The 19,184-nt window shown below is 76.1% G+C and carries 15 protein-coding genes, 1 pseudogene and 1 riboswitch; of the genes and pseudogenes, 9 read left to right on the top strand and 7 right to left on the bottom strand.

The window, feature by feature from the left end:
• Positions 1-3: 3 nt before the first annotated feature.
• Complete coding sequence (locus ABT345_RS24050) at positions 4-993, bottom strand: Acg family FMN-binding oxidoreductase (protein WP_345091407.1); 990 nt, start codon at positions 991-993, stop codon at positions 4-6.
• Positions 994-1,208: 215 nt separating this feature from the next.
• Between ABT345_RS24050 and ABT345_RS24045 the strand changes: the two genes are divergently transcribed.
• A complete protein-coding gene (locus tag ABT345_RS24045) occupies positions 1,209-1,859 on the top strand; it encodes a CBS domain-containing protein (RefSeq protein ID WP_345091404.1) in 651 nt (216 codons plus the stop codon).
• A gap of 156 nt (positions 1,860-2,015) precedes the next feature.
• On the opposite strand, the gene ABT345_RS24040 is transcribed toward ABT345_RS24045, so the two are convergent.
• Positions 2,016-2,720: a pyridoxamine 5'-phosphate oxidase family protein gene (locus tag ABT345_RS24040; protein WP_345091401.1), complete on the bottom strand. Its 705-nt coding sequence runs from the start codon at positions 2,718-2,720 to the stop codon at positions 2,016-2,018.
• A gap of 273 nt (positions 2,721-2,993) precedes the next feature.
• Between ABT345_RS24040 and ABT345_RS24035 the strand changes: the two are divergent.
• Positions 2,994-3,668: pseudogene (locus ABT345_RS24035) on the top strand (response regulator); the annotation flags it as partial.
• 274 nt (positions 3,669-3,942) lie between these two features.
• Here ABT345_RS24035 and ABT345_RS24030 read toward each other — a convergent pair.
• From ABT345_RS24030 to ABT345_RS24020, 3 genes are all read right to left on the bottom strand, one after another.
• The gene (locus ABT345_RS24030) at positions 3,943-5,682 is read right to left on the bottom strand and encodes a sensor histidine kinase (protein ID WP_345091396.1); all 1,740 of its coding nucleotides are present in this window, start codon (positions 5,680-5,682) and stop codon (positions 3,943-3,945) included.
• Between the two features lie 93 nt (positions 5,683-5,775).
• Entirely contained in the window at positions 5,776-8,157 is a 2,382-nt protein-coding gene (locus ABT345_RS24025) for a glycoside hydrolase family 65 protein (RefSeq protein WP_345091394.1), read from the bottom strand.
• Entirely contained in the window at positions 8,154-8,933 is a 780-nt protein-coding gene (locus tag ABT345_RS24020) for an HAD family hydrolase (protein WP_345091391.1), read from the bottom strand. The genes ABT345_RS24025 and ABT345_RS24020 overlap by 4 nt, the downstream gene beginning before the upstream one ends.
• A 462-nt stretch (positions 8,934-9,395) precedes the next feature.
• On the opposite strand from ABT345_RS24020, the gene ABT345_RS24015 reads away from it, so the two are divergent.
• Positions 9,396-10,049 carry a CBS domain-containing protein gene (locus ABT345_RS24015; protein WP_345091388.1) on the top strand — a complete coding sequence of 218 codons (654 nt, stop codon included), beginning with the start codon at positions 9,396-9,398 and terminating at the stop codon, positions 10,047-10,049.
• Positions 10,050-10,202: 153 nt separating this feature from the next.
• Here ABT345_RS24015 and ABT345_RS24010 read toward each other — a convergent pair whose 3' ends face one another.
• Complete coding sequence (locus ABT345_RS24010; RefSeq protein ID WP_345091385.1) at positions 10,203-11,036, bottom strand: universal stress protein; 834 nt, start codon at positions 11,034-11,036, stop codon at positions 10,203-10,205.
• Between the two features lie 75 nt (positions 11,037-11,111).
• Positions 11,112-12,020, bottom strand: a complete 909-nt coding sequence (locus ABT345_RS24005; protein WP_345091382.1) for a universal stress protein — start codon at positions 12,018-12,020, stop codon at positions 11,112-11,114.
• Positions 12,021-12,246: 226 nt separating this feature from the next.
• On the opposite strand from ABT345_RS24005, the gene ABT345_RS24000 reads away from it, so the two are divergent.
• The 6 genes from ABT345_RS24000 (at position 12,247) to mmsB (ending at position 19,165) form a co-directional block, all read left to right on the top strand.
• Positions 12,247-13,245 carry a YdcF family protein gene (locus tag ABT345_RS24000; RefSeq protein ID WP_345091379.1) on the top strand — a complete coding sequence of 333 codons (999 nt, stop codon included), beginning with the start codon at positions 12,247-12,249 and terminating at the stop codon, positions 13,243-13,245.
• Between the two features lie 113 nt (positions 13,246-13,358).
• Positions 13,359-14,000: a CBS domain-containing protein gene (locus tag ABT345_RS23995; protein ID WP_345091376.1), complete on the top strand. Its 642-nt coding sequence runs from the start codon at positions 13,359-13,361 to the stop codon at positions 13,998-14,000.
• Between the two features lie 74 nt (positions 14,001-14,074).
• A riboswitch (cobalamin riboswitch) is annotated at positions 14,075-14,254 on the top strand.
• A gap of 279 nt (positions 14,255-14,533) precedes the next feature.
• A complete protein-coding gene (locus ABT345_RS23990) occupies positions 14,534-16,033 on the top strand; it encodes a CoA-acylating methylmalonate-semialdehyde dehydrogenase (protein WP_345091373.1) in 1,500 nt (499 codons plus the stop codon).
• The gene (locus ABT345_RS23985; protein WP_345091370.1) at positions 16,030-17,184 is read left to right on the top strand and encodes an acyl-CoA dehydrogenase family protein; all 1,155 of its coding nucleotides are present in this window, start codon (positions 16,030-16,032) and stop codon (positions 17,182-17,184) included. Before ABT345_RS23990 ends, ABT345_RS23985 begins: the two co-directional genes overlap by 4 nt.
• The gene (locus ABT345_RS23980; RefSeq protein WP_345091367.1) at positions 17,181-18,257 is read left to right on the top strand and encodes an enoyl-CoA hydratase/isomerase family protein; all 1,077 of its coding nucleotides are present in this window, start codon (positions 17,181-17,183) and stop codon (positions 18,255-18,257) included. The genes ABT345_RS23985 and ABT345_RS23980 overlap by 4 nt, the downstream gene beginning before the upstream one ends.
• The gene (gene mmsB, locus ABT345_RS23975; protein ID WP_345091364.1) at positions 18,251-19,165 is read left to right on the top strand and encodes a 3-hydroxyisobutyrate dehydrogenase; all 915 of its coding nucleotides are present in this window, start codon (positions 18,251-18,253) and stop codon (positions 19,163-19,165) included. Before ABT345_RS23980 ends, mmsB begins: the two co-directional genes overlap by 7 nt.
• Positions 19,166-19,184: the final 19 nt, after the last annotated feature.

Genomic DNA, 19,184 nt, shown 5'->3' with positions numbered 1-19,184 from the left:
CGGTCACGGCACGATCGTCAGCACCTGCTCCACGGGGCGCCGGGGCGTCGCGGGCCCCTCCGGGCCGTAGCCCAGGCGCAGGATCATCTGGACGTGGCCGGTGCCGGACACCGGGTCGCGGAGGATCCAGCGCAGATCGGGCCATTCGACGGGCTGGGTCGCGAAGGAGCTGACGAGCCCGCGGCGGGTGGCCTCCAGCAGGACGCGCTGGAGCGCCTGCCCCGCCCGCAGCCAGTCGGCCGGGGCGTCGCCGGGCGTGCTCAGCGTCGCGAGCTGGGGACGGTGCTCGAACGTGGCGTAGGCGCGGTCCGGCTGGGCCTGCCGCCCGGCGAAGTCCCGCAGGGGCGCCGCCGCGTCCGGTGAGCGGGGGCCGAAGGCGTAGTCGGGGACGCCGTCGTCGGCCGGCGGCCCGGCCGCGCTCCCGCGGGTCCAGCGGCGCTGTTCGGCGTCGCGGGCCGCGTCCATCCGGTCGTAGCCCTCGGCCTGCTCGATCAGGCCGAGGACGGTCTCGCGGTGCTGCCCGGTCAGGAAGGCCAGACACGCCCCCTCGGCCGCGGCCGCCGCGAGCAGCGCGGCGCGCTCGGGCGGCGGGATCTCCCGGTCGGTGTACGGCACCCGGCTGGTGTGCCGGGCGCGGACCGCTGTGTGGAGAGCGGCGAGGCCGGGGTCGGCGTCGGCGGCGGCGTCCAGGCGTACGGAGGCGAGGACGTCGGGCCGCTCCGGATCGGGCAGCAGGGCGGGCGCCGCGCGGAGTCCGGCGTGGGCCGCGGCGACCCGCAGGTTCAGCAGCGCGGCGCCGCAGCCCAGATGGCGGGCGCGGCCGGCGGGGTCGGCCTCCGGCAGGGCCCGGTCCGGGTCGGCGGTGAGGGTCAGCGTGCGGTCGGCCCGGGCGTAGCGGAACCGCCAGGGCTGGGTGTTGTGCTGCGACGGCGCGGTGACGGCGTCGGCGACGAGCGTCCTCACCAGCGTGTCGTCGAGAGGGGGAGCGGACACCGGCACCTCCTGGACGGAGCGGACGACGGACGGCCGGTTTCGGCGAACGGCCGGTTTCCTCCAGGGTCGCCGGTCCGGCCCGCACGTACCAGGGCTGGATGTCCCCGCCCCGGACCCGCCCGGGGGCCGACCGGCCCATGCCACGGCGGCGCGCGCCCGGCCATGCTGAAGGGGCAGGGCCCGGGCGCGGGTGCCGTGGCGGAAAGGAGCCGGTCATGGAACACCGCACGGTGGGTGAACTCATGACGCGCAAGGTGGTGAGCGTGCGGCTGGAGACACCGTTCAAGGAGATCGCGCAGATCCTGGCCGACAACGCGGTGAGCGCGGTCCCCGTCCTCGACGGCCTCGGCCGGCCCGCGGGGATGGTCTCGGAGGCCGATCTGCTGCGGAAGGTGGCCGACCGCTCCGATCTGACCGGCCGGACGCCGCTGCCGCACCTGGAGGCCTGGGAACGGGAGCGGGCCGAGGGCCGCACCGCCGGGGAGTTCATGTCCGCCCCGGCGGTCTGCGCACACCCGGAGTGGACGGTCGTGGAGGCCGCCCGGCTGATGCAGGTGCAGAGCGTGAAGCGGCTGCCCGTGGTCGACGAGACGGACCGGCTGCTGGGCATCGTCAGCCGCAGCGACCTGCTCCGGGTCTTCCTGCGGCGGGACCAGGCGATCCGGGAGGAGATCACCCATGAGATCGTCGGACGCCTCGCCCGCCTCGGCGCGGCCGGCGTCACCGCCGAGGTCGCCAAGGGCCAGGTCACCCTGCACGGCGCGGTGGACGATCCGCTCCTGATCCCCGTCCTCACCCGGATGTGCGCCGGGGTGGACGGGGTGGTGTCGGTGGCGGAGGACATCAGGAGCAGGGCTACGGCGTGAGGAGGCGGAAGCGGGGGCGGAAGGGGGCGTTCGTTTTCTGCGGTCTGCGGTCTGCGGTCTGCGGTCTGCGGTCTGCGGTCTGCGGTCGCCTGCCCTCGGCTGCCGTCCCCGGCCCGCCGTCCGTCGTTGCTCCGGGCCCGGGGCCCCGCGCCCGCTTCAGGAAGAGGTGGACAGGGGCATACCCGCCGCGCGGATCCGTCGGCCCGTGACGCGTTCCGGGTCGAGGACGATCCAGAGCGGGTGCGGGCCCACCCAGGGGCCGGAAGGGGCGGCCGTCGTCAGCCGGTGGGCCTCGGCGGCGTCGGTGACCGCCCGGGCCGGGCCCACCACCAGGACGCTCCAGCCCTCGCCGAACGCGTCGTCGAGGTGGTCGGCCTCCAGCGCGGCCCGGTGCCCGGCGGCCGCGGCAGGCCCGGACTCCGGGGCGGTACGGAAAGCGATCCTCCGGTCGGTGACGGTGTAGTTCACCGGGAAGATCGCGGGGGCGTCGTCGACGGTGACCGCGAGCCGGCCGACGCCGTGCGTCGCGAGGTGCGCCCAGCAGTCGGCGGCGTCGAGCACCAGCACCTCGGGCCGGGCCGCGGCCCCCGCGAGCCCCGGGGGGAACTCCGCGGTCCCGCCCACCAGCTCCGCCACCGTGGTCTCCAGCGCATCGGCGAGCCGCAGCAGAAAGGCGGCACCCGGCTGAGCGGGCTCCTCCTCCACATGCCGCAGGTAACCGGGCGAGGCCGCCGCCCGCGCCGCCGCCTCCGCAAGGCTCAGCCCGAGACGCCGCCGCCGGAACCGCACCCGCCGCCCGAGATCGCTGCCCGCCGGAGGCGGCGTTGCACCGGGACCACGGTCCTGATCGTGCTCGGTCATGATGCACGTCCTTTCGCGGGAGGGACGGGAGACCCTCGCCCGGGAGGGATTTCCCGGCCGCCGGCCCGGTGCCCACCCGTCCAGCGTCCGCCGGACAGCCCCCACCGCGCATGGGCCGGTCGGCCCCCTCGCGCGGTACGACGGCCCACACGGCGCACGCCGAAGTGCTCACCCGGCGCCCGCCCCGTGCCGCTCCCGCCTCGCCTCGACCCCGTCCCGGACCGCCGGAGGGCGGACAATACGGGTAGACCCGTACCGCTCGCAGGGGGCGTCATGTCCGACACTCCGGTCACCGGGGCCGCCATCCGTGTCTTCCTCGTGGACGACCACGAGGTGGTACGCCGGGGGCTGCGCGATCTGATCGACGACGAGCCCGGCATGGAGGTGGCCGGGGAGGCGGCGACCGCGGATCAGGCGGTGGCCCGGGGGCCCGCGCTGCGGCCCGATGTCGCGGTGCTGGACGTCCGGCTCCCGGACGGCGACGGCATCGCCGTCTGCCGGGAGCTGCGGTCGCGGATGCCGGGTCTTGCCTGTCTGATGCTGACCTCGTTCGATGACGAGGACGCGCTGCTCGACGCGATCATGGCCGGGGCCGCGGGCTATGTGCTCAAGCAGATCCGGGGCGCCGATCTCGTGGCGGCGGTACGGACCGTGGCCACCGGGCAGTCGATGCTGGACCCGGCCACCACCGCCCGGCTGATGCGTTCGCTACGGGGGCCCGGGGAGGCGAAGGCGCCGGAGGAGGAGCGGTTGGCGGTGCTGTCGGAGCGGGAGCGGGCCGTACTGGAGCTGATCGGCGAGGGGCTCACCAACCGGCAGATCGCCGGCCGGCTCCATCTCTCGGAGAAGACCGTCAAGAACCACATCTCCCGGCTGCTGGGCAAGCTGGGCGTGGAACGCCGCGTCCAGGCCGCGGTCCTCGCAGCTCAGGCCCATGAACACGCACAGGCCCACGAGCACGCACAGGTGCAGGAGCACGCGCAGGCTCGGGACCACGCGCAGCCGTACGCGCACCGGCCGTCTCCCGCGCACACCCCCGCCCCCGGCCACCGCCCCGGGCACGGATAGCGCCCGTTCCCCCGCCGCCGGACGGCCACCGTCCCGGACAACCACCACCCAGGGCAACCACCACCCAGGGCAACGCCACAGCGTCCGGGCACCCGCCCAGGCTTCACGTGCCCCGGGCCCGCCCGCCTGCGGCCCGCCCGGCCCCCGGCCTCCCTCACCCTTCTTCTTCCTCCTCCTCCGCCGCCAGCGGGACGCGCCAGACGAGTGCCGTACCGCCGGCCGGCCCGGGGCGGGCGCGGGCGGTGAGGGAGCCGCCGAGGCGGTCGGCCCGTTCGGCGAGGTTGCGCAGGCCGCTGCGGGCGGTGTCCGGCGGGATGCCGACGCCGTCGTCGTCCACCGTCACCGTCAGCACCCCGTCGCCGACGACGACCGACACCTCCGCCCGGCGGGCCCGCGCATGGCGGGCCACATTGGTGAGCGCCTCGCCGAGGACCGCGACGACCTCCTCGGCCACCTCGGCCGGCACCTCCGTGTCGAGCAGGCCCTCCATCCGCAGGGCGGGCGTGAACCCGAGGGCGGGCACGGCCGCGTCCACCGCCTTGACCACCCGGTTGCGGAGCTTCGGGGCGGCGCCGGGCAGGTCGTGGGCGCGGAGGCCGAAGATGGTCGAGCGGATGATCTTGATGGTGGTGTCCAGGTCCTCGGTCGCCCGGGCCAGCCGGGCCGCCGCCTGGGGATGGTCCACGAACCGGCGCGCGCTCTGCAGCGTCAGCCCGGTCGCGAAGAGCCGCTGGATCGCCAGGTCGTGCAGGTCGCGGGCGATCCGGTCGCGGTCCTCCTCCAGGCTGACCTGCTCCGCGTCGCGGCGCCGGGCGGCCAGTTCGAGGGCGAGCGCCGCCTGGTCGGCGAAGCCCGCGAGCGGGGTGACCTCGGCGCCGGTGAAGGGCGGGCGCCCGCGGCGCCGGGCGAGCACCAGCACCCCGCTCAGGCGTTCCTTCGTCCCGACCGCGACGGCCACCGCCGGACCGGAGCCCGGCCAGCGGTCCGGCTGCGCCGTGACCCGCCCGTCGCCCGCCGCGTCCGCCACCGTGACCAGGCCGTCGCAGCGCAGCGCGGCCGCCACCAGCGTCCCCTCGCCGCCGAACGTCATGTCCCGGTGGTCCGCGGCCCCCTCGCCCCGGGCCAGCGAGCCGCGGACCTCGCCGCCGGGACCGACGAGGTAGAAGACCCCGGTGTCGGCGTCCGCGATGCCGACCGCCCGCTCCAGCATGCCGTCGAAGACCTCGGACTCCGCCGCCCCGGACAGCAGGGCGCGGGTCAGCTCGGAGCCGGCGGCCAGCCACCGCTGCCGGAGCCTGCCCTGTTCGTAGAGGCGGGCGTTGTCGAGGGCGAACCCGGCGGCCACGGCCAGCGTGGTCACCACCGCCTCGTCCTCGTCGTCGAAGTCGGCGCCGCCGCGCTTCTCGGTGAGGTACAGATTGCCGACGACCTCGTCGCGGACGCGGATGGGCACCCCGAGGAACGAGCGCATCGGCGGATGGTGCGGCGGGAAGCCGGCCGAGGCCGGGTGTGCGGCCAGGTCGGACAGGCGCAGCGGCCGCGGGTCGCGGATCAGCTCGCCGAGCAGGCCGTGGCCCGAGGGCAGGTCGCCGATGCGGGCCCGCCCCTCGTCGTCGATGCCGACCGGGACGAACTCCGCGAGCCGGCGGTCGTCGCCGATCACGCCGAGCGCGCCGTACCGGGCGTCAACCAAGGTCACGGCCGCCCGCACGATGCCCCGCAGCACCTCGGGCAGCTCCAGCTCCGCCCCGACGGCGATCACCGCGTCGAGGAGCCCGTCGAGCCGGTCCCGGGTGCCGCGGACCTCGTCGATGCGTACCCGCAGTTCGTCGAGGAGTTCGTTGAGCCGCAGCCGCGGGATCCTGCTCGGCCGCTGCGGGTCACCGGTCCCCATCGCCACCTCCGCCCGCGCGCCGGGCCCACCTTCACCGTAGTCCGGCCACCGGCGGCCTTCCTGTCGATCTCCTCCGGGGCCGCCGGGCCGCCCTCAGAGCCGGAACCAGCGCTCCTCGCCCGGTGCGACGGTGCGGTGCCGGTCACCGGGGAGGACGATCGGCAGCGGGCCTGGGGACGAGGCCGGTACCCGGACGGCCAGCCTCCCGGGCAGCATCCGCAGCCGTACACCACGGTGAGCGCCGACGCAGCAGGTGAAGGCGGTGCGGGGGATCTCCCGCAGCGTCACCGGCGCCACCCGCAGCCCCTCCGGGCCCGCCGCCAGACCGGTGAGCCCGCGCTCCACCAGGTCGACGGTGCCCGCCATCGCTCCGAGGTGGATGCCCTCGCCCGTCGTCCCGCCCTGCAGATCGGCGACGTCGCCGAGCAGCGCCTCCCGGCAGTGCTCCCAGGCCCCCGGCCCGTCCCCGCGGGTGAGCAGCCAGCCGTGGACCAGGCTGCTGAGCGTCGAGCCGTGGCTGCTGCGCCGCCGGTAGTAGTCGACCGTCGCGCGCCACAGCGCATCGTCCAGCCGGTACCCGAGCCGGGCGAACAGCGCGGCCAGCTCCGAGGGCCGGAAGAGATACCCGAGCATCAGGGCGTCGGCCTGCTTCGACGCCTGGTAGCGGTTGACGGTGTCGCCCTCGGCCTCCAGGATCCGGTCCAGCCGGCGGATGTCGCCGTAGCGCTCCCGGTAGCGCTCCCAGTCCAGCTCCGCCAGGTCGCCGTAGCCCGCGAACTGGCTGATCACACCCTGGTGGAAGGGGAGGTACAGCCGGCGGGAGAGAGCGTCCCAGCGGGACAGTTCCGCGTCGTCGAGGCAGAGGGACCCGCACAGTTCCGCGCGCCGGGCGGCGGGCAGCTCGCCGAGCAGGTCGAGACCGCGGGCGAGCACCCAGGCGGCGGTCGCGTTGGTGTAGGCGTTGTCGTCGATGCCCGGCCCGGCGGCGTCGGGATAGGCGTCGTGGTACTCGTCCGGCCCGACGACACCGGTGAGCCGGTAGCGGCCGAGCGCCGGGTCGAAGGTGGCGGCCCCGGACCAGAAGCGGGCGACCGACAGCAGGATCTCCGCCCCGGCGGAGTACAGGAACCCGCGGTCGCCGGTGGTCTCCGCGTACCGCCAGACGTTGTGGGCGATCGCCGATCCCACATGGCGCTGGAGGTGCGAATGGTCGGGCAGCCAGCGCCCGGAGCGCGGGTTGAGGTGCAGCGTCTGCGTCTCCTCCCGGCCCGAACTCGCGCTCTGCCAGGGGTACATGGCGCCCGGAAGGCCCTCGTCGCGCGCCGCCGCCCGCGCGGCCGGGAGCCGCCGATGGCGGTGGAGCAGCAGGGACCGCGCCACCTCCGGGAAGTGCAGACCGAGGTAGGGCAGCACGAACAGCTCGTCCCAGAAGACGTGCCCCCGGTACGCCTCGCCGTGCAGCCCGCGCGCGGGGACGCCGGCGTCGAGGCCGGCGGTGTGCGGGGAGAGCGTCTGCAGCAGGTGGAACAGGTGCAGCCGCAGAATCCGGCCCGCTTCCCCCGGCACCTCCAGCTCCCCCTGCTCCCACAGCCGCGCCCAGGCCGCCTCGTGGGTGGCGAGCAGCCGGGGCAGCGCCGGTGCCCGGGCGGCCTCGTCGCAGGCGGCGGTGGCCGGGTCGGCGACCGGCCGGTCCAGCGAGGAGCGCAGGGCCAGGGTCTTCACCACCGTCGCCGTGCGCCGGGGCGCCATGGGCAGCCGGTAGGTCTGGACGGTCCCGGTGGCCGTGACCGTCTCCCGGGCGGGGCGCTCCGGGGTGGCCTCGGTGCGGACGGCCAGCGCGATCCGGACGCCCGGGTCGGCCGTCCGGCAGGCCAGCCAGGCGACGCCGCCGGACCGGAAACCTGCCTGATGGCCGCCGAGATGACGCCCTTCGAGGTCCCGGTAGCGCGCCACGCCGCTGTTGGTGACGTCGCCGTCGAGCACCGACTCGACCTCGACGGTGCCGCGCCAGCCGTAGGCGCGGAACAGGGTGCGCTGCGCCGCCAGATCCGGGTCCGCCATGTGGACGAGCCGCAGATGGCTCACGCGCAGCCCGCGCCCGTCGGCGTCCTCGAAGAACAGGTACCGGACGAGGACGCCGGTCCGCGGGTCGAGGCGGGCGGTGCAGTGGCGCGCCGCGCCGGGCGTCAGCCAGGGGCCGGGCGGGGCGTCGTCGGGCCGGCAGCGGTAGCGCAGCAGCGTCCAGTTGGGCAGGTTGACCAGGTCCTCGTTCTCGATCCGCCGGCCCGCGACGTGTGAGGTGCGCCGGTCGTAGCAGCCCGCCAGGTAGGTGCCCGGGTAGTGGGTGGGGCCGGCCGGGCACTCGGGGGCGGAGCCGCGGGTGGCGAACCGGCCGTTGCCGAGGGTGCAGAGCGCCTCGACCAGCCGCTCGCGCGCCGGGTCGTAGCGGTCGTACCGCCAGTCGGGGTCGGTCATCCGCGCTCTCCCCGTACCCGCCGGACCAGCGCCGTCAGCTCGCCGGCCGTCTCGTCCGCGCCCGCCTCGCGCAGCGCGGCCGAGGCGCTTTTGTCCGCGGTGCGGTCGATGCCGACGACGAGGGCGAAGCCGCCCCGCCGGGCCGCCCGCACCCCGGCGAGCGCGTCCTCGGCCACCGCGGTGTCCGCCGGGCGGGCGCCGAGCAGGCCGGTGGCGTGCAGGAAGAGCGCCGGGTCGGGTTTCCCGGCGAGACCGTGCCGGGCGGCGTCCGCACCGTCCACGACCACGGTGCAGAGCCCGTCGAGCCCCGCGGCCGCGAGCAGTTCCCGGGCGTGCCGGGACGCCGACACCGCGGCGCACGGCACGCCCTCGCTGCGCAGCGCCCGCAGCGCGGGGCCGGCGTCCGGGAAGGCGGTGACGCCCTTACGCCGGACCCGCTCGGCGAACGCCCGCTCCTTGGCCGCGGCGACCGCCCACACCGTGCCGACGCCGGGCGGGTCGCCCCGGGTGCCCGTCGGGAGGTCGATGCCCCGGGCGGTGAGGAAGGCGGCCGCCCCGTCGTAGCGGGATCTCCCGTCGACGAACCGGCGGTAGTCGGCGTCGCTGTCGAACGGCGGCCGCGCGCCGTCCGCGACGGCCCGGAGGCAGGCGTCCAGCGCGGTCCGCCACGCCGCGGCGTGCAGGCGGGCGGAGTCGAGGAGGACACCGTCGGTGTCCAGGACGACCGCCCGCAGCGGACCGGCGGGCGGACCGGCCGGCGGGCCGGGGGAGTTCACCTGATGCCTCCTCGCGTACGGCGTACGCACCGCCCGGGCGGCACGGGCCGGTCCGGGCACCCCGGGGCGGACCGGGCCCAGGCCGTCTCCGGGGGAGCGGCCGCCCCGGACCCCGGTCGGCCGTGGTCCCTTCCAGGGTTCCGCGAACCCGTGCCGCCGCAACCGGGAGCGGCCCCGTCCCGGCGCGGGGGCGGCCCTCCCTGCTCGGTGACCGGCCCCACCGAGCCAGGTGGCCCTACCGGCCCCACCGGCCCCGGCGTGCGCGGCGGCACCCGGAGGGAGACGGTGGGAACAGGCCGGGCGCGCGCCGGGCGCCGTGCGCCGGTGCCGCAGCGGGGCCACCGGCCCGTGCCCGGGCACGCCCCGGCGGCCGCCCGCGCCCCGCCGCCCGCGGCGGACCGCGTCCCGTACGCGAACCCCACCCCGCACCCCGTCCGCGTCCCGCACGATGAGGAAAGCCCCATGACCGCCCAGCTGTTCACCGTCGCCGATGTGATGACGCGGCAGGTCGTCGCCGTCCGGCGGGACGCCGGCTTCAAGGAGATCGTGGCGGCGATGGCCCGGTGGAAGGTGACCGCCGTGCCCGTCGTCGGGGCGTCGGGCCGGGTCGTCGGTGTGGTGTCCGAGGCCGATCTGCTGGCGAAGGAGGAGTTCCACGACCACCGCACCGGCCTCATCGAGCAGCGGCGCCGTCTGGACGCCACCGCCAAGGCGGGCTCCCGCCGGGCCGAGGACCTCATGGCCGCCCCCGCCGTCACCGTCGGCGCCGGGGCGTCCCTGCCCCAGGCCGCCCGCCTCATGGCCACCCACCAGGTCAAACGGCTGCCGGTCGTCGACGAGGACGGGGCCCTTCGGGGCATCGTCAGCCGCGCCGATCTGCTCAAGGTGTTCCTCCGCCCGGACGCGGACCTCGCGGCCGAGGTGCGCCGCGAGGTCGTCGAGCCGCTGTTCCCGGAGACGCCCCACCGGATCGGCGTCGCCGTCGACGCCGGAGTCGTGACGCTCTCCGGCACCGTCGCCGACAGCGCGGTCGTCCCGCTCGCCGCCCGCCTGACCCGCGCCGTGGAGGGCGTGGTGGACGTACGGTGCGACCTGACCACCCGGCCGGACCCGTGAGGGAACCCCCGGCCGGACCCGTGAGGGAACCCCCAGCCGGACCCGCAAGGGAACCCCCGGGACCGGCGTCCCGGCGCCGGAATCCGCCCACCGGACCGGACCCGCAAGGGAACCCCCGGGACCGGAACGGAACTGACGGCCACCCCGCCGCGGCTACCCCTCCGGCGGAACCGCGACCACCGGGCACGCCGCGCGGTGCAGCAACCCGTGAACCGTCGACCCGAGCCGCCCCGCGCACCGCCCGCCGTGGCTCCCGCGGCCGACGACCACCGCGAGGGCGGCGTACGAGACCCGGCTCAGCTGCTCGACCGGGCGGCCCCGGACGACCTGCTGCTCCACGGGGACCTCGGGGTAGCGCTCGGCCCAGCCCGCGACCGCCTCGGCCAGTGCGCGGCGGCGTGCGGCCAGCTCCTGTGCGGCGTCGTCCCGGTGGGGGAGCGGGCCGGGCCACACCCAGACCGCCCGCAGCCGGGCCTCGCGCAGCGCCGCCTCCGCGACCGCGAAGCCGACGGCCGCCCGGCAGTCCCGGCCGCCGTCCACCCCGACGACGACCAGCGGCGGATGGATCGCCGGACGCTCGGGGGCGCGGACCACCACGACCGGGCAGTGGGCGCGCGCGGCCAGCGGGATCGCCACCGACGTCTCACCGAGGACCTCGGCGACCCGGCCGAGGCGCCGCGACCCCAGCACCGCGAGCGCGGCGTGCACCGTCCGGTCCCGCAACACGGCGACCGGCGGGCCGTCGAGGAACTCCGTCGCGGTCCACAGCCCGGCGTGCAGCTCCCGCACCAGGTCCTCCGCCGTGGCCAGGGCGGACTGCGCACGGATCAGCAGGGCGCTGCGGCGGGTGAACGCCCCGTACCGCAGCGGCGGCGCGACGGTCACCAGCCGCAGCCGCACCTTGCGGTGCGCGGCCTCGTCGGCGGCCCACACCAGCGCCGGGACCGACAGCTCCTGCGGGTCCACGCCGACCAGGATGTCGTTCATCTCCGGCTCCACACCATGCCGTTCACCTCCGGCCCCGCACCCCGGAGCCGCCCGTCCTGGAGCCGCCCGTCCCGCTCACGGCTCCTCCTCCGCGGTCTCGGCGACGGCCGGCCGCCGCTGCGGGACGACGGCCACCGGGCACGCCGCATGGTGCAGCGCCCGGTGGACGACACCGCCGAACTCCCGCCCGAAGACGCCGCCGTGCCGCCGCGCCCCGAGAACCAGCAGATCGGCGGCGGCCGACCACGCGGTCATCGTCCGGCGCGCGGTCCCCTCGGGCGTACGCCTGCGCAGCCGCACCCCGGGATGCTCGCGGACCGCGGCCGCCACCGCCTCGTCCAGCAGTTCCGCGGCGCGCTCGGCGTGGTACGTGCCGGGCGCACCGGCCAGCAGCGGGTGGCCGGCCGGTTCGTGCAGCGGCCGCCGCCAGGTGCGGACGGCGTCGAGTTCGGCGTCCCGGGCCGCCGCGGCGCGGAACGCGAACCGCACCGCCGGGGAGTCCACGTCGTGGTCGCCGATGCCCAGCAGCACCCGCCCGTGGCGTTCCTCCAGGGCGTGCCGGTCCCCGCGGACGACGACGACCGGGCAGGGGGCGCGGGCGGCCACGAGGAGGCTGACGGAGCCGAGCAGCAGCCCGGCCACCGCGCCCCGCCCGCGGTCCCCGACGACCAGGAGCGCGGCCTCCTGCGCCGCGTCGAGCAGCGCGGTCGCGGCGTCCGTGGCGGCCACGTCCGCCGTGACGGCGAGGCCCGGCGCCCGCTGTCCGGCGCGTTCGGCCGCGGCGGCGGCGATCGTCTCGGCGAGCAGCTGCTCCGCGGGCCGGTCCGCGGCCGGGTCCGGCTCCACGCCCTCGTACCGCTCCCACAGCGAGGCGTGCACCAGCCGCAGCGGACGCCCGCGCCGTACGGCCTCGCCGGCGGCCCAGTCCACGGCCGTGAGGCTCGCGTCGGAACCGTCGATGCCCACCACCACGGGAAGCTCCATCGTCCCCACCGCCTTCCGGCTCCCGGGACCTCTTCCCACCGTCGCGCCGAAGCGGCCCCCGGGCCAGGGCCGACCGGCCCCGCAGGCGGTCCGCCCGGCCTCCCCGAGGACGTGCGCCGACCCGACAAGTCCCCACCGGACCCCTTCTGACCTGCCCTGTCACGGATCCGTCCCCGTCCGGGCAGCGGCCTGCCGGGCGGGCGCGGCGCCGATGCATACTGCGCACATGATCATGACCGTCCTCCTCTTCGCCCTCTTCGGGCTCAGCGTCCGGAAGGACCGCCGCCGGTTCCGTAACGCCGTCCTCCTCGGACTGGCGCTCATCAGCTTCTCCGGCTGGCTCCTCGGCAGAGCGAGCCGGCTGCCTCCCGTCGCGGCCGAGGCGGTCTACCTGCTGGCCTTCCTCACCCCCACCGTCGGCGTGGTGGCGCTCGGCGGTTTCCTGGTGGCCAACGGCATCACCATGGCCAGGAAGGAAGGGCTCCGCCCGGCCAACCTCCTCTCGGGGCTGCTGGGCGTGGCAGTCTTCGGCCTGATCGTCCTGCTGGCGTCGCTGGGCCGCCTGGCGGGCTCGCCCGCCTTCCCCGTCGCCGTCGCCGTGCTCCTCCTCGCCGCCTACGTCTCCTTCCTCTTCCTCTGCTTCCTCGCCTACGCCTTCCTCTACGGGCGGATCACGGTCCGCGGCGACGTCGACTACGTGGTCGTGCTGGGCTCCGGGCTGATCGGCGGCGAGCGGGTGCCGCCGCTGCTGGCCTCCCGGCTGCGCAAGGGCCTGGAGATCCACGACGCGCAGCTCGCCCGCGGCGGCCCGGCGCCGGTCCTGCTCACCTCCGGCGGCCAGGGCCCGGACGAGAAGCTGCCCGAGGCCGAGGCGATGGCCCGCTGGCTGGTCGAGCAGGGCGCCCCGGCCGACCACGTCCGGGAGGAGAACCGCTCCCGGACCACCGACGAGAACCTGCGCTTCAGCCACGAGATCATGACCGCCGCCAAGAGCGGCTACCGCTGCGTCGTCGTCACCAACAACTTCCACGCCTTCCGCGCCGCCATGACGGCCCGTCAGGCCGGTGTCGAGGGCCAGGTGCTGGGCTCGCCGACCGCGAGGTACTTCTGGCCGAGCGCCACGCTCCGCGAGTTCGTCGCGGTGTTCTGGGAGCACAAGGTGGTCAACCTCGGCGTCTGCGCCGCGCTGATCGCCCTGGTGGCCTTCGTCGCGACCGCCGGCTGAGACGCCCGGCGCCCGGGCCCGGTCCGAAGGCGCCGGAGAGCGGCGCCCAGGGACGCGCGACAATGGAGCGCAGATATCCCGTTGGGGTGGATATCGGGAGGGACGGGAACGCGATGAGGCACCGTAGTGTCGCCGATCTGATGACGCCCGGCGCCGTCGCCGTGCAACCCGGCACGGCGTTCGGCGAGATCGCGCGGCTGCTGGACGAGTACGACATCAGCGCCGTGCCGGTGGTGGACGAGGCCGGGCGGACGCTCGGCGTCGTCTCCGAGGCCGATCTGCTGCGGCGGCACATCGAGCGGACGCCGTCGAACACCGCCGACTCGCTCATGACCAGCCCCGCCGTCGTGGCGCGCCCGCGGTGGAGCGCGATCCGGGCGGCCCGGGTGATGGCGGAGAAGGGCGTCAAGCGGCTGCCGGTGGTCGACGACGAGGGGCTGCTCATCGGCGTGCTCAGCCGCGGCGACCTCGTCCAGCTCTTCCTGCGGCGCGACCGCGCGATCCAGGAGGAGATCCTGGAGGACGTGCTGACCCGCACGCTCGGCGTCCCGCCGTCCGCCGTCACCGTGGAGGTCTCGGACGGCACGGTGACGCTCAGCGGCACCCTCGCGCGCCGCAGCCTGGTGGTCGTCGCGGTGCGGCTGTGCGAGAGCGTCGACGGGGTGGTCGAGGTGGTCAACCGCCTCACCTACGAGACGGACGACCGCGCCGCGCTCCGCGGCCGGGAGCCGGTGGAGCCGCCGGAGCCGGTCTGACCTGCGAGGTCCCCATCCGCCGATGGCAACGGCCCGGCGGGTGGGGTGGACTTACTAGGACGTCCAACTATATGTTCGGGGCCAAGGCCCGCGGTGCAGGGAAGCCGGTGTGAATCCGGCGCGGTCCCGCCACTGTGACCGGGGAGTACGCCCTTCGGCGAGAGATGGCCACTGACGGTGGAAGCACCGTCGGGAAGGCCAAGGGCGCGCGCAGATCCGGGAGTCAGGATACCGGCCGCGGGGTGTTCCGTGTTGTCCACGAGGATGGAGCAGACACGCATGGCACCGGTCCGTACCCACGACCCAGGTGACCCCGCGCGGCGAGCGGCGGCGTCCGCCCGAAGGGCCTCTTCGCGGCGCCCGTGACGGCGCCCGGGGCGACCGCACCCCGTGCGACGACGCCCCGGCCACGCCCCCGGCCCGCGACGGCCCCCGGCCATCGTGTTCCGCGGCGGACCCTGCCCGCACCCCACCGGGTGCGCCCCGGCCCGCCGCGCCCTCCCCGGATCGCACCTGACGAGAGCAGGCATCCCATGATCCGTGAACTGACGCACTTCATCGGCGGCGCCCCCGCCCCGGGCACCTCGGGGCTCTTCGCCGACGTCCACGACCCCAACACCGGCCAGGTCCAGGCGCGCGTCCCGCTCGCCGGGCGGGCCGACACCGAGCGGGCGATCGGCGACGCCGCCGCGGCCCAGCCGGAGTGGGGCGAGTGGAACCCGCAGCGGCGCGCCCGGGTGCTGCTGAAATTCCTCCAACTCGTCGACGGTGAACGCGAACGGCTCGCCCGGCTGCTCTCCTGCGAGCACGGCAAGACCGTCGCGGACGCCCACGGCGACCTCCAACGCGGCCTGGAGGCCGTGGAGTTCGCCGCCGGCATCCCGCATCTGCTCAAGGGCGAGTTCACCGACAACGCCGGGCGCGGCATCGACGTGCACTCGCTGCGCCGCCCGCTCGGCGTCATCGCCGGCATCACCCCGTTCAACTTCCCCGCGATGATCCCGCTCTGGCAGGCCGCACCCGCCCTGGCCTGCGGCAACGCCGTGGTCCTCAAACCCTCCGAACGCGATCCGTCCGTCCCGCTGCGGCTCGCCGAACTCTTCCTGGAGGCCGGACTGCCGCCCGGCGTGCTGAACGTCGTCAACGGCGGCGAGGAGGCGGCCGGCATCCTCCTCGCCGATCCGCGCGTCCAGGCCGTCGGCTTCGTCGGCTCCACCGCGATCGCCGCCGGCGTCTACGCCACCGCCGCCCGCCACGGCAAGCGCGCCCAGTGCTTCGGCGGCGCCAAGAACCACCTGATCGTGATGCCCGACGCCGACCTCGACCAGGCCGTCGAGGCGCTGATCGGCGCCGGATTCGGCTCCGCGGGCGAGCGCTGCATGGCCGTCTCCGTCGCCGTCCCCGTGGGCGAGGAGACCGCCGACCGCCTCGTCGCCCGCCTCAAGGAACGCATGAGCCGGCTGCGCATCGGCACCTGGGACGACCCGGACGCCGACTTCGGCCCGATGATCGGCCGCGACGCCGTCGACCGGGTGCGCCGCTACGTCGACATCGGCGTCAACGAGGGCGCCGAACTCGTCGTCGACGGCCGCGGTTTCACCCTCCCCGGCCACGAGAACGGCTTCTTCGCGGGCGCCTCCCTCTTCGACCGGGTCAGCCCCGCCATGCGGATCTACCGCGAGGAGATCTTCGGCCCGGTCCTGAGCGTGGTGCGCGCCGCCGACTACGAGGAGGCGCTGCGGCTGCCCAGCGCGCACCCGTACGGCAACGGCGTCTCGCTCTTCACCCGCGACGGCGACACCGCCCGCGACTTCACCCGCCGCGTCGACACCGGCATGGTCGGCGTCAACGTCCCGATCCCGGTGCCCGTCGCCTACCACACCTTCGGCGGCTGGAAGCGGTCCGGCTTCGGCGACCTGAACCAGCACGGGCCCGACGCGATCCGCTTCTGCACCCGCACCAAGACCGTCACCTCGCGCTGGCCCTCCGGGGTCAAGGAAGGCGCGAGCTTCACCCTGCCGACGATGGGATGAGGGCGATGACCACCACCCTCACCAAGGACCAACTCGCCCTCGCCGAGGTCACCCTCGACTTCACCGAGGAACACCTCACCCCGCACGCCGTCGCCTGGGACCGCGACAAGCACTTCCCCGTCGACGTCCTGCGCAAGGCCGCCGCACTGGGCCTCGGCGGCATCCACGTCCGCGAGGACCACGGCGGCTCCGGGCTGACCCGCGCCGACGGCGTCGTCGTCCTGGAGGTGCTGGCCACCGGCTGCCCCTCCATCGCCGGCTACCTCTCCATCCACAACATGGTCGCCTGGATGGTCGACCACTACGGCGACGACGCCCAGCGCGCCCGCTGGCTGCCGGACCTGTGCACCATGGCGGCGCTCGGCAGCTACTGCCTGACCGAACCGGGCGCCGGCTCCGACGCCGCCGCGCTGCGCACCCGCGCCGTCCGCGACGGCGACCACTACGTCCTCACCGGCGTCAAGCAGTTCATCTCCGGCGCGGGCGCTTCCCGGGTCTACGTCGTGATGGCCCGCACCGGCGGCGAGGGGCCGCGCGGCATCTCCGCCTTCGTCGTCGAACGCGACGACCCGGGGCTGTCGTTCGGGCCCGACGAGCAGAAGATGGGCTGGAACGCGCAGCCCACCCGGCAGGTGGTCCTCGACGGCGTCCGCATCCCCGCCGACCGGATGCTCGGCGCCGAGGGCGACGGCTTCCGCATCGCCATGACGGGCCTGAACGGCGGCCGCCTCGGCATCGCCGCCTGCTCGCTCGGCGGCGGCCGCAGCGCCCTCCACCGCAGCCTGGCCCACCTCGCCGACCGGGAGGCGTTCGGCGCCCCGCTGCTCGACGCCCAGGCGCTCCGCTTCCGCCTCGCCGACATGGCGACCGAACTCGCCGCCGCCCGCGCCCTGGTGCGGCAGGCCGCCGACGCCCTGGACGCCGGCGACCCGCAGGCGCCGCAGCTGTGCGCGATGGCCAAGCGGTTCGCCACCGACACCGGCTACGCCGTCGCCGACCGGGCCCTGCAACTCCACGGCGGCTACGGCTATCTGAGCGCGTACGGCATCGAGAAGATCGTCCGGGACCTCCGCGTCCACCAGATCCTGGAAGGGAGCAACGAGATCATGCGGATCGTCGTGGCCCGCGGCCTGACGGAGGTCGCCCGGTGACCGCATCCGACGACCCGGTCCTGACCGAGGTGACGGGCCGCACCGGCCGCCTCACCCTCAACCGCCCCCGGGCCCTCAACGCCCTCACCCACCCCATGGTCCGCCGCATCGCCGAGACGCTCGACGCCTGGGAGCACGACCCCGCCGTACGGACCGTCGTCCTCACCGGCGCGGGCGCGCGCGGGCTGTGCGCGGGCGGCGACATCCGCGCCGTCCACGACGACATCCGCGCGGGCGGCGGCGCGGCCTCGGCCGCCTTCTGGCGCGACGAGTACCGGCTCAACGCCCGCATCGCCCGCTACCCCAAGCCGTACGTGGCGTTCATGGACGGCATCGTGATGGGCGGCGGCGTCGGCGTCTCCGCGCACGGCACTGTCCGCATCGTCACCGAGCGGACCCGGCTGGCCATGCCGGAGACCGGCATCGGCTTCGTCCCCGACGTCGGCGGCACCCATCTGCTGGCGCTGGCGCCCGGCGAGTTGGGCACCTACCTCGCGCTGACCGGGCAGCCGGTCGGCGCCGGGGACGCGCTGCGCTGCGGCCTGGCCGACCACTTCGTCCCGGCCGGCCGGCTGCCGGACCTGCTCACCGCCCTGGCCGGCCGCGACGTCCACGACGTCCTCGCGGACTTCGTCGGCGAGGCCCCGCCCGGCCGCCTCGACGCGCACCGCGCATGGATCGACCACGCCTTCGCGGCGGACACGGTCGAGGAGATCGTCGACAGGCTGCTCGGCAGCGGCCGGCCCGCCGCGCAGGAGGCGGCCGCAGCCCTCCTCGCCGCCTCGCCCACCTCGCTGAAGGTCACCCTCGCCGCCCTGCGCGGGGCACCGGGGCTCGGCCCGCTGGAGGCGGTGCTGGAGCAGGAGTACCGCGTCTCCTGCGCCGCGCTGTCCGCCCCCGACCTGGCCGAGGGCATCCGCGCCCAGGTGATCGACAAGGACCGCACGCCCCGCTGGTCGCCCGCCTCCCTCGCCGAGGTGACCGACGACGACGTGGCGCGCTTCTTCGCCCCGCCCGCCGGCCGGCCGCTGCGCCTGGCCACCGGCGCCGCACCCCAGGAGGTCCCGTGGTGAACATCGCCTTCATCGGTCTCGGCCACATGGGCGGCCCGATGGCCGCCAACCTCGTCCGCGCAGGTCACCGGGTACGCGGCTACGACCTGTCGGACCGGGCGCTGGCGGCGGCCGCCGGCGTCGAGACCGCCGCCTCGGCACCGGACGCCGTGGCCGCCGCCGACGCGGTCGTCACCATGCTCCCCACGGGCCGCCACGTCCTCGCCCTCCACCGGGACGAGGGCCTGCTCGCCGCCGCCGCGCCGGGCACCCTCTTCGTCGACTGCTCCACCATCGACGTCGCCGACGCCCGCCTCGTCCACCGGGCGGCCACCGACGCGGGCCACCGGGCGCTGGACGCACCCGTCTCCGGCGGGGTGGCGGGCGCCGAGGCGGCCACCCTCACCTTCATGGCGGGCGGCGGCGCGGACGAGTTCGCCGAGGCGGAACCGCTCCTCGCCGCCATGGGGCGGAAGGCGGTCCACTGCGGCGGCGCGGGCGCCGGAGTGGCCGCGAAGATCTGCAACAACATGATCCTCGGCATCTCGATGATCGCGGTCAGCGAGGCGTTCGTCCTCGGCGAGCGCCTGGGCCTGTCCCACCAGGCGCTCTACGACGTCGCCGCCGCCGCGTCCGGCCGGTGCTGGGCGCTGACCGCCAACTGCCCGGTCCCCGGCCCCGTCCCGGCCAGCCCGGCCAACCGCGGCTACCGCCCGGGCTTCGCCGCCGCCCTCATGGCGAAGGACCTGGGCCTGGCCGCCGACGCCGCCCGCGCCGGCGGGGTCGACGCCCGGCTCGGCCTCCAGGCGGCCCGGCTGTACGCGGAGTTCGGCGCCGGCGGGGGAGCGGACCGCGACTTCTCCGCCATCGTGACGGCCGTCCGGGAACGCTCCGGCGCCCCGCGGGCCGCGGCGGAGGGCACGCCCTGACCGCCGCGCGGTGAGACCG

The sequence above is a fragment of the Streptomyces sp. NPDC000404 genome (genome assembly GCF_040300365.1).
Lineage (GTDB): Bacteria > Actinomycetota > Actinomycetes > Streptomycetales > Streptomycetaceae > Streptomyces > Streptomyces ramulosus.
This window is presented reverse-complemented; position numbering and strand designations above follow the sequence as displayed.